The organism is Psychromonas sp. KJ10-5 (genome assembly GCF_055808325.1).
On record NZ_CM147864.1, the window covers coordinates 2,049,631 to 2,065,619 of the forward strand.

The following is a 15,989-nucleotide window of genomic DNA, read 5'->3' on the forward strand; positions in this document are numbered from 1 at the left end:
CAATACAGCTCACTATCGTAAATCGATTTCTACAATATTTATTTAATGCTTTTTATATAAATAATGTTCATTAAATAAACTATCTGTACCTATGACGATCACAATTGACTTATTATGCCATAAAATAGTTTTACTATTGCTGATAAATTTAACCTTCAAAACAAAAAAAGCACCCGAAGGTGCTTTGTAAAAACGGGGTAATTTTATCTTATTTAGAAGATAAAGCACCGAAACGTTTTTTGAACTTGTCGATACGACCGCCAGTATCAACAACACGTTGAGTACCAGTGTAGAACGGGTGACAAGATGAACAGATATCTAAGCTTAGCTCTTCTTTACCAAGGGTAGAACCAACTTTGATTACGTTACCACATGAACAAGTAGCAGTAACTAATTTGTATTCTGGATGAATTTCGTTTTTCATTAGGAAAACCTCTTTTAGGCCGTGTCGCTGCTCAGCTTGAATGAATTATTTCACTCAACAAAGTACCACACGTATTTATCATTAAATTTCAGGTTGCGAATTGTATAGTAAGGTTCAATAAAAGTACAACTGAAAATCATTAAAATGTTGAGCGTTACTTTTAAACCTAATATCCCTCTTACAACCACACTATAAAAGGGCTTAACCTAATCTACAACTCCCTATATAAAACAATTACTAACGCACATTTTAAAAATAATAAATGAGAACAAAGCAGTTGTTCAATAAACAAGATACAATACCTTTTTTCATTTTCAAGCATCAATTTCACTTATGGCTAACGCATTAATTTGTAGAATTGCACTGGCAATTCCACTACATAAACAATTTGATTACCTGTTAAACAATGATTTAGTGCCTGATGACCCACGCACATTAATTGGACGACGAGTAGTCGTGCCTTTTGGTGGCGGTTATCGTAAGCAGGTTGGTGTAATAACAGACTTACCAGAAACATCGGATTATGCGATAGATAAGTTAAAAGGGATAACCGAACTACTCGACCACCAGCCATTATTAAGTGATTCACTCTACCAGTTACTAAACTGGGCAAGTGTCTATTATCAACATCCTTTTGGTGATGTATTCCAGCAAGCAATTCCAACGTTATTACGCAAAGGCAAACCAGCTGCCTTTAACAGTAAAGAATATTGGCGATGTGTTGATAAAGAGATGGATGCTACACCTTTGAGCAGAGCTAAAAAGCAGCTCGCTGCATTCAACTTGTTAATACAAGAAGATTTATCTTACGAAGCACTAAAGCAGCAAGGCGTGAGTCGTGCCACACTTAATAGCTTACAAGAAAAGCATTTCATTAGTAGTTATCAACAATTGCCTGACAGTAATCTATCTTGGGCAGAGTCAACACAGACAATAGAAGAAACTCCGCAACTCAGTACGGAACAAGCATTAGCCGTGACCAGTGTGACACAACAATTAAACCACTTTAAATGTTACCTCTTAGAAGGGATCACTGGCAGCGGTAAAACAGAAGTGTATTTAAATATACTTAAAGCCGTGTTAAATGCAGGACAACAAGCATTAGTTATAGTGCCTGAAATAGGCTTAACACCACAAACAATAAAACGTTTTCAAGCGCGCTTTAATGTGCCTGTTTATTTAAAACATTCAGCATTGAACGATCAACAACAATTAGAAACATGGTTACATGCACAACAAGGTTCGGCAGCCATCATAATCGGTACACGCAGTGCTATTTTTAGTGACTTTAAAAACTTAGGCGTGATTATTTTAGATGAAGAGCATGATGCTTCCTTTAAACAGCAGGACAGTTTCCGCTACCACGCGAGAGATTTTGCCATTAAACGTGCTTCGCAATTAAATATTCCGATTTTATTAGGTTCTGCAACACCTGCTTTCGAATCATTGAATAACGCGTTAACAGGTCGCTATCACCACCTACAGCTAACCCACCGCCCAGGGAATGCCCGACCTCCTAAAAATGACTTGATCAATTTAACAGGTTTACCGCTTAAATCGGGATTATCGCCGCAACTTATTACCTTAATGCAGCAGCATTTGGCGAAAAATAATCAAGTGATTTTATTCCTTAATCGTCGAGGTTACGCTCCAGTATTAATGTGTCATGAGTGTGGGTGGTTAGCTAAGTGCCAACGTTGTGATGCTTTTTACACTTATCATAAAAGTGCCAACTACCTACATTGCCATCATTGTACTGCCACTCACCCAGTGCCAGAGCAATGCCATGATTGTGGTTCAACTAACTTACACTCTACAGGTGTTGGTACAGAACAACTTGAAGAGACACTTCAACAGCTTTTCCCAGATCACCCAACCGTGAGAATTGACCGCGACAACACAAGAAAGAAAGACAGCTTTAATACCTATTTAAACGACATTAATAGCGGAAAATATAAAATCTTACTGGGCACACAAATGTTAGCAAAAGGCCATCATTTCCCAGACGTAACCCTCGTGGCTTTAGTTGATGTGGATGGCGCATTGTTTAGTAATGACTTTAGAGCCAGTGAACGTTTAGGACAGCTATTTACTCAGGTTGCAGGGAGAGCGGGACGAGCTGAGAAAAAAGGACAGGTTGTTTTACAAACCTTCCATCCAGAGCACAATTTATTACAGGAGTTGGTAAATAATGGTTACGCAGACTTTTCTCGCAGCGCATTAACGGAAAGACGTCTAGCTCAACTACCGCCTTTCTCTTATCAAGCCCTAATCAGAGCGGAGGCATTAAATGCAACACAAGCGGAAAACTTTCTCAGGTTATGTAAACAGACATTACAACAGATAGTAGATAATAATAAAGTCAGCGAACGTGTACTACTATTAGGCCCTATTCCCGCATCTATGGAACGAAGAGCCGGTAAGTATCGCTTCCAACTTTTAATACAAAGTGAGCAAAGAGTACTAGTAACTAAAATGTTGAATACTGCTTTAGCACACTTTGATAAGATGCCAGAAGGTAGAAAAGTGCGCTGGTCGATTGACGTCGACCCTATCGACTTTATTTAGGAAACTAGATCTAACAAGGTTTGATCCAAAAAGGTTTTTTAAACACTATTTATCAAACACCCCTAACCTGAATAAATGATTCAGGTTAGGGGAAAAAGTTAAAGACGATGTGCGTCTGATACATCTTTTAGCTGTTTTAATTTAGCTAATAACTTTTTAATCTCTTTATTACTATCCACTTCCAAAGACAGATCAATAGTTGCCGTTAAGGTTTTAGTATTTGTTTGGCTGTTCACCCCCAACAAATTAACCTTCTCATTGGATAACAAAGTAGTAATATCTTTTAACAAGCCATTTCGGTCATCGGCAATTAAACGTAAAGTAAGCGAATAACCTGATGATTGAGAGTCCCCCCAATTTGCAGTAATAATACGCTCTGGATGTGCATCTTCTAAGTCCGCCAACTGTTCACAATTTTTACGGTGAATAGAAATACCACGCCCTTGTGTAATATAACCAACGATATTCTCGCCAGGTACTGGCTGACAACAACGAGCAATGTGGTGCATTAAATTACCAACACCGTCAATGATAATATCTTTACCGGTATTTTTAGGAGCCGCTTGTACTTTGCGATTTTGAAGCTCTAATAGTGCAGCTGCGTCTTGTTGCTCGAGCGTTTGTTTGTGATAAAAACCATCCAAAAAGTGCACTAGCTGGTTAATACGTAAATCACCATTGCCAATACCTGCGTAAATATCATCAGCCGTCCCAACATTAAAGCGAGTAATCGCTGGTGTCACATCAGCTAATTTTAATTCAACTTTAGCTAACTCAACTTCCAATAATTCACGTCCAGCAATAATATTCTTATCACGATCTTGCTTTCTAAACCAAGTAGCGACTTTATGTCTTGCACGTGGTGCATTGATATACCCCATTTGTGGGTTTAACCAATCTCGACTTGGATTAGGCTCCTTTTGAGTCAAAATTTCAATTTGATCGCCGGTTTTTAATTGGTAAGTAAAAGGAACGATATGATTCGCTACTTTTGCTCCAATACAACGATGTCCAATTTGACTATGGATATAATAAGCAAAATCAAGTGGTGTTGAACCTGCGGGTAAATCAATCACCTCGCCTTTAGGGGTAAATACATAGACACGATCATCAAAAACCTGACTGCGGATCTCTTCCACTAAGTCATCGCCTTCACTCATGTCTTCTTGCCAAGCTAATAGTTTACGTAACCAAGCAATTTTCTCTTCATAGTTACTTGCAGCCTTACCGCCAGCACTCCCCTCTTTGTACTTCCAATGCGCGGCAACACCCAACTCAGAATCTTCATGCATTTGTTGGGTGCGGATTTGTACTTCTACCGGCTTGCCACTATCTCCTAATACCACGGTATGGATTGATTGGTAGCCATTAGGTTTAGGGTTAGCGATATAATCATCAAATTCACGTGGGATATGGTGCCATTTAGTATGAATAGCACCTAACGCGGCATAACAGTCTTGTAGTTTTTCAACGACCACGCGCACCGCACGCACATCATACAGTTCATCAAATTTAAGGTCTTTATTTTGCATCTTACGGTAGATGCTATAGATATGCTTAGGTCGACCATAAGCCGTACCTTCAATATTCATCTCTTTAAGTGAGGTCTTTACGGTATCAACAAAGTCTTGGATGTAATTTTCACGATCGATACGTTTTTCATCTAATTGCTTTGCAATATTCTTATAGGTGTCTGCTTGCAGATAACGGAAAGAGAGATCTTCTAGCTCCCACTTTAATTGGCCAATGCCTAAACGGTTAGCTAATGGGGCATAAATAGTTGAAATTTCATGTGCTAGTTTTACTTTAGTTTCTTCGTCGGCAATTTTAACCTGACGTAAATAACATATTCTTTCAGCAAGCTTAATTACAACCGCTCGTACATCTTCCACCATAGCCAATAACATATGACGTAAGTTATCAACCTGTGACTCTGCCCCCTTTTTACTGCCTTGGCTTTGCAGAGCACGAATACCCTCCATCTCCATTGCGCCTTTTGCTAATTTAGCAATACGCTTTGGCCATAACTCGTCAACTTTTTCTGTGCTTAGTACTTCTTGCGCTAATAATGGAAAAATTAATGCAGCATTGAGAGTGTCCATATCCATATTTAATGTCACTAGGATCTCTACCATTTCACAGCCTAACTGCAAAGCGGCCACTTGTTGCTCAGAATCACATAAACCACTTACTTTGTTGTAATTCTCAAATAGATTATTTTGATCTTGTTTACTTAAACCAAATGTTGTCACCCACTTATCTGGGTCATTTAATGCACTTTGGTAAAAATGTGTATCACGAACTGAAACCATCTAACACTCCAAAAATGAGCTAAATATAAAAGTTAAAAAGAGACCATTTACACTATACATTGCTGTACTGAGTCATAGTGTAGATTTAACTGTCACCTTATCCTTTTAGCTTGGGAAACTACCCTCTCACTATTCTTATTGTGAATTTTAAATCACCTGATTAAAAACTAATAATACTTAAAATTACCAAGTTATAAAGTGATAGTCTGCTTATTCTTAACAAAGCCTATACGTTCAACACTATGCTTTAGTAAACAGTGCCATCGATTCCATATGAGCAGTTTGTGGGAACATATCAATTAAACTAAGTTTGCTCAGCTTATACCCACCACTCAACAATTGCTCACTATCTCTTGCCAACGTCACAGGGTCACAGGAAACATAGACAATATGCGTCGGCTGTTTATTGATTATAAAACCCATGCACTCTGCTGCACCAGCACGAGCAGGATCTAATAACACCTTTTGATAACTGCCCTGTGCCCAGTCCGCTTGCAACGCATTTAAGTCACTTAAATCTGCTTGAAAAAATTGCACATTGTTTAATTCAGCCTGTAACGCATTGACTGTACCGCGATCCACCATTTTTTGCACGCCTTCAACCGCTACCACCTGCTCACTTAATTTAGCAATAGGTAAGCTAAAGTTACCTAAACCACAGAATAAGTCTAATACGCGATCGCTTGGTTTTAACGCTAACCAATCAATAGCTTGTGCTACCATTTTCTCATTTACTTCTGCGTTTACTTGTAAAAAGTCATTAATATTAAATTCGTAATGACAATCTTGTTGCGTTAACGAATAGCTTAAACGCGTATCACTGGTTAAACATTGAATCTCTGTTGAGCTACTTTGCGCGTAGAACTGAATATTTTGGGATGCTGAAAAATCCACGATCAGTTGTTTATCTTGCACTGAAAGCGGCTTTAAATGACGTAGTAACACTGCCACCGTATTATCCGCTTCTACCATTTCTACATGCCCTAGGGACATTTTCCCCTGTAACTGATTTAACAGGGTTTTAATCGGCACAATCAAATGTGCCAAAGCAGGCTTTAGCACAGGACAAGTTTGTTGATTAATTAACTCACTACTCCCTGAGCGACGAAAGCCCATTTGTACTTTTTTACTTTTTTTATCGTAGATAACACCAAATCGAGCACAACGACGATATGCCCAAGGTGATGAACTAATAGTCGGCGCTAATTGTTCTGGTTTATATTTTGCAAAACGTTCGAATAAGTCTATTAAGCCCTGTTGTTTAATACTCACTTGGCTACTTTGTTCAATATGTTGCAAATGACAGCCACCACATTCTTGATAATGTTGGCAATTTGGTTCAATACGTAACTCACTGGCTTTTTGTATTTTTACAATACTGGCTTTTTTATAGCGTTTTTTATCTTCATCAATACATACATCAAGTATTTCACCAATTAATCCCCCTTCCACAAACATGGGTTTATTTTGGTGGAAAAGCATGCCTCTTCCTTGATGATCAAGTTTATCAACCTGACAATGTTTAATTATTCTATTATTTTGCTTATTTGTGCGTGATGCTTTGAAGAACTGGGCCATAAATATTTCACAGGTGAAGTAAGCTATGCCATGATAGCGGTTACGTTTATCGGAACGCTATTGTCACACAAAAAATACAAGCATTCATTACTCCATTTAAATTAGATTTTACCTTATGACTAAATATGGCCTACGCGCACAAGTTATTGCTTACACCGTTTTACCAACCGTTCTTATTGGCGGGATATTAGCAGGATACTTTTCATTCCATCGTTTTCAACAAGCCGATGAGTTTTTAATTGACAGAGCACTGAATATTGCAGATGCATTATCTATCGCCAGTGAATATGGTATGCAAGATGAAACACGTACTATTTTACGTCGTTTGATTGGTACCACTCATCGAAAAAATAGCCCTATGATCAAGAGTATTGCTATTTTCACTGCCGATAATGAACTGTTTGTAATTAGTAACTACCATCGCGACTATGAAAAGTTAAGGTTAGATAACAATCAACCTATCCCTGATTTGCCACAAATTAGTAATACTGGTGATAGCATCGTTATTCATAGTCCAATTATTGATGAAACCAATTACTTAGAATACCAGCTTACCTTTGATCAACCGCGTAAAGTAGTTGGTTATGTAGCTTTGGAGATCAATAAAGATCAAGTTGAGTTACTGCTATATCGGGATGCAGCAATCTCTTTATTAGTGGTATTACTGGGTATCTTAGGGAGCTTGTATCTTGCCTTTAAACAAGCCAAACGTATTACCGCCCCTATTTCCGACATGGCCTCGGTTGTTGAGAAAATCAGTTTAGGTCGGCTTAATTCACGTGTTGAAGGTGAATACACAGGTGAAATAGGCTTATTACAACATGGTATTAATGAGATGGCCTTGGCGATGTCTAAACACCATGAAGAGATGCAGGACAGTATCGACTTAGCGACAAGTGAGCTTCGTGAAACCTTAGACCAAATGGAAGTGCAGAATATTGAGCTCGATATTACTCGTAAAGAAGCACAGCAAGCCGCTTCAGTTAAATCTGAATTCTTAGCTAACATGAGTCATGAATTACGTACCCCTTTGAATGGTGTAATCGGTTTTGCAAGGCAACTACTGAAAACTAAAATGACTAATAATCAAGTAGACTACCTACAAACTATCGAGCGCTCAGCAGGTAACTTACTTAATATTATCAATGATATTTTAGATTTCTCTAAACTAGAAGCTGGTAAATTAGATCTAGAGTACATCCCTTTTGATATCCGAGACAGTATTGATGAAACCATGCATTTATTGGCTCAAAGTGCGCATGAGAAAAATATTGAATTAAGCATGATCGTGGCTCCCGATGTTCCTCAAGAATTAGTCGGTGATGCCATGCGTTTACAGCAAATCCTGACTAACTTAATCGGTAACGCAGTGAAGTTTACTGAGAAAGGTAATATAGAAGTAAAAATAGAACGAACCGAACCAGAAAATGACACCGATAAATGCATTAAACTGAAATTTACTATTTCAGATACCGGTATTGGTATCTCTAAAGACCAACAAGAACAGCTATTTAAAGCCTTTGGCCAAGCAGATAGCAGCATCACACGCCAATATGGTGGTACTGGACTAGGTTTAGTAATTACTCAAAAACTAGTGCGTCAAATGAAAGGTGCAATCGATTTAACGTCAACACCAAATGCAGGTTCAACCTTCTGGTTTACTGTCGTGATTGAAAAAAGTAGCCGAACTCCACTAACATCATTGCCATTAGAAAGATTAGCTGAGCGTTCAGTACTGGCGTACGAAAGTAATGCTTATGCGGTTCGTGCTTGTTCCGAGCTATTGGAGGAGTGGCAAACCAATGCAACAATTATTGATAACCAGGAGCAATGGCAGCAATCGCTCAATAAAAACTATGACAGCATAGTAATCGGTCACAGTAATAACTTAGATATTAATCCTTTATTAACAGCGATTGAACAAGCTAAGCAATATACAGACAATATCATTGTATTAATTAACTGTAGTGATCCAAGTACCTTTGATACGGTTATGAAAACAGGTGTAACTCACTGTTTAGGTAAACCTATTAACCATAAAAACTTTGCTAACGCATTAGTCTCTAATGAAACCGTACCCGCAAGAATACAAATCACCACGCCTTTAGAACGAAAGAAAATCAATGTGATGGCGGTGGATGATAATCGTGCTAATTTAAAACTCATCTCTGCCATGTTAGGAGACCGAGTTCAGCATGTAACCACCTGTAAAAATGGGCAGGAAGCCGTTGACCATGCTAAGACCACACCTTTTGATATTATCTTTATGGATATACAAATGCCGGTACTAGATGGTATTAGCGCCTGCGCTCAAATCAAAAAAGACTCGTTAAATCAAAACAGTCCAATTATTGCTGTTACCGCACACGTATTACCCGGTGAAAAAGAGAAGTTTTTACAAAAAGGGATGGATGACTGTCTAGCCAAACCAATTGATGAACTTGCACTGCAAGCAATTATCAATAAATGGGTACCTGATGCTGAGGTAATTGAAACAATCCAGCAAACTAATATAGAAAATATCACTCCGCAAATGGCAGCCAGCGCAGTTACCGTCAAAAAATCATTTGACTGGAATTTAGCTTTACAGCAATCAGCAGGAAAAGAAGATTTAGCGAAAGAGATGCTCAGTATGCTACTAGATGAATTTGACCCAATTCGTAAGCTTGCAAATAGTGCGATGGTTAATGAAGTGGATAACGAAGCATTTGCACAAGCAATCCATAAATTCCATGGGGGATGTAGTTATAGTGGCGTACCGCAATTAAAAAGCATTGCAGGCTTAATAGAGAAAGAGTTAAAAAGAAATATTAGTCCAGATCACTTAGAGCCTGAGTTATTAGAATTGTTAGACGAACTGGATAACGTAGAGAAAGCTGCACAAGATTATTTAAGCTAGTGAGATATAACGCAGACTTAGTCTAGTCTGCGTTTATAAGCTTTTATGCCTTTATTTAACGCTATCAGCGCTTTCTAATAAACGTTGATGGTCTTCACGATCTAAATGTAGTTGCCGTGTCGGGAAGGCAAACTCAGCGCCGTGCTCAGTGACAATCTTAGCCACTTTCAATAATACATCCTGTTTAACTTCATGGAATAAAATCCAATTGGTTGTTTTAGTGAAAGTGTAAATAAAGAAGTCTAACGATGAATTATTAAACACATCAAAATTCACAATTAACGTCTGTGACTGATCGATATCGTTATGCTCCTGTAGCATCCCACGTACCGCTTTTATAATCGCCTCGACCTGTGAAATATCTTTATAACGTAAGCCAAAGTTCTCTTTAATACGTCTATTGCTCATTCTAGAAGGATTTTCTACCACAATATGCGTGAATAAACTATTTGGCACATATAAAGGACGTTTATCAAAGGTACGAATACGGGTAACACGCCAACCTATTTCTTCAACCGTTCCTTCTATCGATTTATCAGGGCTGCGGATCCAGTCCCCTACTTTGAAAGGTTTATCCATATAAACCATAGCAGCACCAAACAGGTTAGACAGTAAATCTTTAGCCGCCATACCGACGATCAGTCCCCCCATACCACCAAATGCCAATACCCCAGAGATACTAACTCCTAACGTTTGCACGATAGACAATGTCACGAAGGTTAAAATAGATAGTTTAGCTAACTTAGCTAATGCTGTAACAGTCGTTGTGTCTCTTTTTTCATCAGCCACAAAGGTGTGCTCGGCTTTATAAACCAAACGCCAGAATACCCACCCAATTAAAAATAAAGCAGCGACCTTTTGCCCTAGTGGAAGGTAATCAGAAATGCCTAGCCCTTCACTTTCAGCTACAACTCGTAGTGAAGTGGAAGTTCCCATTAACAAAATCAACCAATTAACAGGTTTATTAATGGCGAAAAAGACAATATCGTCCCAGTTATTCGAGGTTTTTAAAATAGCCTCTTCCATTTTTTTGGCAAAGTAGCGCCACACTAATTGTATTAAAATGGTGACACAAAGTAATAATGAGAAATTGACAACCCAACTCTCAATATTTAATGAGCTCACCCAATCGCTGATATATAACTCAACTTTATCAAGCATAAAAAACCTCAAAATAAAAAATAGACTTAATACCGCTCACTCAGTGCCTGTGATTGGTAATAATATATTTACAATATCGATAAATGATCACATAAATAAGAATACTCATAATGAATACACCAGGTTACAAAACTCCCCTTCCCTATAAATCATTATCCATAATGACATAAATAGTGGGATTAAGTTTCAAAAAAGGGCTAATCAGACTTGGTTGCATTCACCTAACCAATTACAACCTAGATTTAAAAAGCTCACCTTAAGTTTTACAATGCACCTGTAGTTGAGCATAGGGAATGTTAATATTAGCGTCATCTAGAGCGACTTTAATCGCTTCTGTTAGCGCGAAACGCACCGACCAATAATCCGATGACTTGACCCAAGGGCGAACCACTAAATTAACGCTAGATCCGGCTAACTCCGACACTGCAATTTGCAGCTTAGGGCTAGCCAAGACTTTTTCATTAGCTAATACCACACTTTCTAATAACGCTTTAACTTGCTTTAAATCACTTTTATAACCAACCCGTATTACCAAATCAATGCGACGTTCCGGTTTACGAGAAACGTTCACAATATTACTTTTTAAAATACTGCGATTAGGCACGACGATATACCTATTATCCCCAGCTTTTAAAATACAATTAAAGATTTGAATCGACTCAACAGTGCCAGAAGTACCAGCCGCTTCAATAAAATCACCTAATTTAAAAGGGCGTAAAACAATTAATAAGATACCAGCTGCAAAATTAGATAATGCGCCTTTTAATGCTAAGCCAATGGCTAGACTGGCCGCCCCTAAAATAGCGATTAAAGAAGCGGTTTGTACACCTATATGTGCTAACCCAGCAATGATACTAATAGTGGTGAATGTATATCGAAATATTAAACAGATAAAGTCACGAATAGTTTGATCAATGGCTTTCTTTATTAACGTTTTATTTAATAAATGGGTGCATAGACGAGCCAGTGAAACACCCACGTAAATAATCAATATACCCACTACCAACTGCATGATAGATTCCCAGATAAGTGTTTGATGTTGTTGGATCCACTCAACCAATGGCATAAACATATTTACTACTGTATTATTTTTTTCTGACACAGCAAGATCAACCGAGGACATGGTTACTCCTAATTTCGAAAACACTAAAAATGGACTATTTTATAGTAAGATAAAAACCAGCTTATTATTAATAGCAATCACACGAATTAACAGATCTAATTTACTTATTAACATAACTGATTTCTTGTTATAAGTTTTGTTAATAGACTAAACACTTACCTCAAGTTAAGCCTTATACCAATCACACTAATTAACTGATCTATTTTACTTGTTAAAATAACTTATTTCTTCGTTTCAATTTTCGCAAATAGAACAACTATTTAACTAAAATTACGCCTTGAACTCAGTCATTTTTCCTGCGTAAAATTTAGATCACTTATTTAATATAATTGGTATTAACCTGGAACATTTTCCCATGTTAAATTTAGATCTCTTATTTGTAAAAATTTACAACAAAAAAGCCGCTTAGATTACTCTAAACGGCTTTTTACTATTCACAATGAAGAGAGTTAATTAATCTCTGACGTAAATGACTTCCATCATTTCATCTTCATCGTCCCAGTCGTCTTCATCATCAATACGAACGGCACCTTCAACTGCATCAATAGCAGATTTATGATAATCATCCCATTGGAATTCAACCTGCTGACGTTCTTCTTCAGGTGTTGTTTCAACTGGTAACTCTTCAATGTAAGCTACTAGCTCTTTACATAGCTCAGTAGTACCTGTTTTAGAGATAGCCGCTACTTTATAAACTGGTCCATCCCACTCTAGTGCATCTTTAACACGTTGCATGACTTCTTCAGCTTCATCTTCTAATAACAAATCTGTTTTATTAAAGATTAACCAACGTGGTTTTTGAGCTAATTTCGGACTATGCTTTTTCAATTCATCTAAAATAACCAATGCGTTTTCAGCAGGATCACTACCATCCGCAGGTAGAAGATCAATCATATGCAGTAATACACGACAACGCTCTAAGTGACGTAAGAAACGAGTCCCTAAACCAGCACCATCAGAAGCACCTTCGATTAGACCAGGAATATCAGCAATAACAAAGCTATTACCATGGCCCATACTTACCACACCTAAATTAGGGATCAAGGTAGTAAATGGATAATCAGCAACTTTAGGTTTAGCAGCTGACACACTACGGATAAACGTAGATTTACCAGCATTAGGTAGTCCTAACATGCCCACATCGGCAAGTAGTAATAACTCTAATAATAAGTTACGTACTTCACCTGGTGTACCTTCCGTTTTTTGACGAGGAGCACGGTTAGTAGACGTTTTAAAACGCGCATTACCTAAACCATGGAAACCGCCCTTTGCGACCATCAACTTTTGACCGTTTTTAGTCAAATCACCAACGATTTCGCCAGTATCATCATCACGACAACGTGTACCAACCGGTACTTTAATGATCTTATCTTTACCACGTGAACCAGTACAGTCTGATACTTGACCATTTTCACCACGCTCAGCGCTATAAAAACGAACAAAACGGAAGTCAATCAGTGTATTTAAGTTTTCGTCGGCTTCTAGATAAACATCGCCACCATCACCGCCGTCGCCACCATTAGGGCCACCACGAGGAATATATTTTTCAGTACGAAAGCCGACTACGCCGTTACCGCCGTCTCCAGCGTCAACTTTAATTCTTGCTTCATCAACAAACTTCATTACAACCTCCAAAAAACATAGCCGCTACTTATAGAGCGACGATTATACCTATTTCTATTGATCATAGATCACATTTTTTATTTTCAATAGAAATAGATAGACAAAAAAAAACCTCGCATTTGCGAGGCTTTTTAAAATTTGCTTCGAAATAAATTATTCAGCTACGATGCTCACGAATGAACGAACAGGCTTACCTTTCTTTTCGAATTTAACAGTACCAGTCGCTTTAGCGAATAGTGTGTGGTCTTTACCTAGGCCAACATTTAGACCAGCGTGGAATTTAGTACCACGTTGACGAACTAAAATGTTACCAGCTAAAACAGATTCGCCACCAAAACGTTTAACACCTAAGCGTTTACTTTCTGAATCACGACCGTTATTAGTACTACCACCAGCTTTTTTATGTGCCATTTTTAATAACTCCTAATTAAGCGTTAATCGCAGTAATTTTAATTTCAGTAAACCACTGGCGGTGACCAGCTTGCTTACGAGAATGTTTACGACGGCGGAACTTAACGATTTTAACTTTTTTACCACGACCGTGAGTTACTACTTCTGCAGTAACTTTACTACCTTCAACGTATGGAACACCAACTTTAACGTCTTCAGCACTTGCTACTAATAGAACTTTATCAAATTCTACAGTTGCACCAGCTTCAACATCAAGTTTTTCCAAACGAAGAGTTTGTTCAACAGCAACACGGTGTTGCTTGCCACCACTCTGGATAACAGCGTACATGTTTCTTACTCCGTTCAGGCATCTCGTGTTGTTTTATTTCAAACAGAACATCGAGAGCGCACTAATTAATCACAATGGACGCGGATTCTACAGAGAGATTGTCAATTTGGCAATGGCTTTTAAGTAAAATATTGCAATTATATTGTAGTTTTTTATTCACCGTAAAAATCACGGTAAAAGTGGCTAAAAATCAGCTGTAATTATTCTCGATATGACGCAAATAAAATACACTGCTAATATTTCGATAAATCTTCAAGGCTCATTATAACAAATAAAAGCCCCTCTAAAAGCAGGAAAACTACCGCCACTCACTCAGTAAATGGTCATGTTAACCACTAAAACAACTTCAAATGTTAAATAGATAAACTTTATAATTCACAATTTACCTAAAAAACAACAAAAAAAGTATTAAAAAGAAGCAAAATAAAATCGTAATAATCAACTAAAATCGGCTTAACTTCATAGTTGATTATTAAATGATGATTAAGGCTCTGTAAATACCCCTATGGAGTTGAGATATGCTGAAGAAACGGGAATAATACACCCACTATTTCCAATGGGACTTTTTTGGCATGGATATTAAACAAATTCAGCAGCTTTCTTCTACAGACATGACTCAAGTTAATCAATTGATTACTGAGCAATTGAGCTCTGATGTTGCATTAATTAATCAACTTGGTTTTTACATCATCAATAGTGGTGGTAAACGCATTCGCCCTTTGATCACAGTACTAGCTGCACAAGCCTTAGAAGTACATTCTCCAGAAACAACAAAATTGGCTGCTATCATTGAGTTTATTCATACGGCCACGTTATTACATGATGATGTTGTTGATGAGTCAGAATTGCGGCGCGGTGAGAAAACCGCAAACGCCCTATTTGGTAATGCTGCTAGTGTATTAGTAGGTGATTTTCTTTATAGCCGTTCTTTTGAAATGATGACCGAGCTAGAAAACCTTAAAGTAATGAAAGTACTAGCTAGTGCGACCAACGTCATTGCTGAAGGTGAAGTATTACAATTAATGAATTGTAATAATCCAGATACGACTGAAAAAGTGTATATGGACGTTATCTACTTCAAAACAGCCAAACTATTTGAAGCTGCGACACAGTTAGTTGCAGTACTAGGTGAGCAATCGACAGATATTGAAAATGCTCTATTGGATTACGGTAAATATCTAGGTACTGCATTCCAACTGACAGACGACGTCATGGATTATGCATCTAACGCTAAAGAAATGGGTAAAAACACCGGAGATGATCTTGCAGAAGGCAAACCAACTCTTCCCCTACTATATGCAATGCAGCATGGTAACGAAGCACAAACTAGCTTGATCCGAGAAGCGATTGAAAAAGGCAATGGGATCGAAAATTTTGAGACTATCATGCAAGCTTTAAACGAAACCAAAGCTCTAGAATATACAAAAGCACGTGCGATGGAAGAAGCCGACAAAGCCATTAATGCTATTGCAATACTACCTGACAGTGATTACAAGCAAGCACTGATCAGTCTTGCGCATATTGCAGCTAACCGAAAAAGCTAACCATTATAGTTAATAGCA

General features: G+C 37.9%; 11 protein-coding genes. 3 read left to right on the forward strand and 8 right to left on the reverse strand.

Translation table 11 applies throughout. The annotated features are described in order from the left end of the window. Nucleotides 1-208 precede the first annotated feature (208 nt). Entirely contained in the window at nucleotides 209-424 is a 216-nt protein-coding gene (gene rpmE / locus AC0L3W_RS09090; protein ID WP_290040327.1) for a 50S ribosomal protein L31, read from the reverse strand. Between the two features lie 333 nt (nucleotides 425-757). Here rpmE and priA point away from each other — a divergent pair, with 333 nt between their 5' ends. Then, the gene (gene priA / locus AC0L3W_RS09095) at nucleotides 758-2,992 is read left to right on the forward strand and encodes a primosomal protein N' (protein ID WP_409439103.1); all 2,235 of its coding nucleotides are present in this window, start codon (nucleotides 758-760) and stop codon (nucleotides 2,990-2,992) included. Nucleotides 2,993-3,090: 98 nt separating this feature from the next. Here the strand turns inward: priA and relA are convergent, their stop codons facing one another. Both relA and rlmD read right to left on the reverse strand, forming a co-directional pair. Next, on the reverse strand, nucleotides 3,091-5,304 hold the full coding sequence (gene relA, locus AC0L3W_RS09100; RefSeq protein ID WP_290040331.1) for a GTP diphosphokinase: 2,214 nt from the start codon (nucleotides 5,302-5,304) through the stop codon (nucleotides 3,091-3,093). 240 nt (nucleotides 5,305-5,544) lie between these two features. Continuing rightward, the gene (rlmD, locus tag AC0L3W_RS09105) at nucleotides 5,545-6,882 is read right to left on the reverse strand and encodes a 23S rRNA (uracil(1939)-C(5))-methyltransferase RlmD (RefSeq protein WP_409439102.1); all 1,338 of its coding nucleotides are present in this window, start codon (nucleotides 6,880-6,882) and stop codon (nucleotides 5,545-5,547) included. 115 nt (nucleotides 6,883-6,997) lie between these two features. On the opposite strand from rlmD, the gene barA reads away from it, so the two are divergent. Continuing rightward, a complete protein-coding gene (gene barA / locus AC0L3W_RS09110; protein WP_409439101.1) occupies nucleotides 6,998-9,781 on the forward strand; it encodes a two-component sensor histidine kinase BarA in 2,784 nt (927 codons plus the stop codon). Nucleotides 9,782-9,832: 51 nt separating this feature from the next. On the opposite strand, the gene AC0L3W_RS09115 is transcribed toward barA, so the two are convergent. From AC0L3W_RS09115 to rplU, 5 genes are all read right to left on the reverse strand, one after another. Beyond that, nucleotides 9,833-10,942, reverse strand: a complete 1,110-nt coding sequence (locus AC0L3W_RS09115; protein ID WP_290040338.1) for a mechanosensitive ion channel family protein — start codon at nucleotides 10,940-10,942, stop codon at nucleotides 9,833-9,835. A gap of 256 nt (nucleotides 10,943-11,198) precedes the next feature. Continuing rightward, nucleotides 11,199-12,065: a mechanosensitive ion channel domain-containing protein gene (locus AC0L3W_RS09120; RefSeq protein WP_409439100.1), complete on the reverse strand. Its 867-nt coding sequence runs from the start codon at nucleotides 12,063-12,065 to the stop codon at nucleotides 11,199-11,201. A gap of 453 nt (nucleotides 12,066-12,518) precedes the next feature. Further along, nucleotides 12,519-13,688: an Obg family GTPase CgtA gene (gene cgtA / locus AC0L3W_RS09125; protein WP_290040341.1), complete on the reverse strand. Its 1,170-nt coding sequence runs from the start codon at nucleotides 13,686-13,688 to the stop codon at nucleotides 12,519-12,521. Between the two features lie 153 nt (nucleotides 13,689-13,841). Further along, nucleotides 13,842-14,099: a 50S ribosomal protein L27 gene (gene rpmA, locus AC0L3W_RS09130; protein WP_113818176.1), complete on the reverse strand. Its 258-nt coding sequence runs from the start codon at nucleotides 14,097-14,099 to the stop codon at nucleotides 13,842-13,844. A 16-nt stretch (nucleotides 14,100-14,115) separates the two neighbouring features. Beyond that, nucleotides 14,116-14,427: a 50S ribosomal protein L21 gene (rplU, locus tag AC0L3W_RS09135; protein WP_113818175.1), complete on the reverse strand. Its 312-nt coding sequence runs from the start codon at nucleotides 14,425-14,427 to the stop codon at nucleotides 14,116-14,118. Nucleotides 14,428-14,999: 572 nt separating this feature from the next. Here rplU and ispB point away from each other — a divergent pair. Further along, nucleotides 15,000-15,971 (forward strand): octaprenyl diphosphate synthase, encoded by a 972-nt coding sequence (ispB, locus tag AC0L3W_RS09140; protein ID WP_409439099.1) that lies wholly within the window; start codon nucleotides 15,000-15,002, stop codon nucleotides 15,969-15,971. Nucleotides 15,972-15,989: the final 18 nt, after the last annotated feature.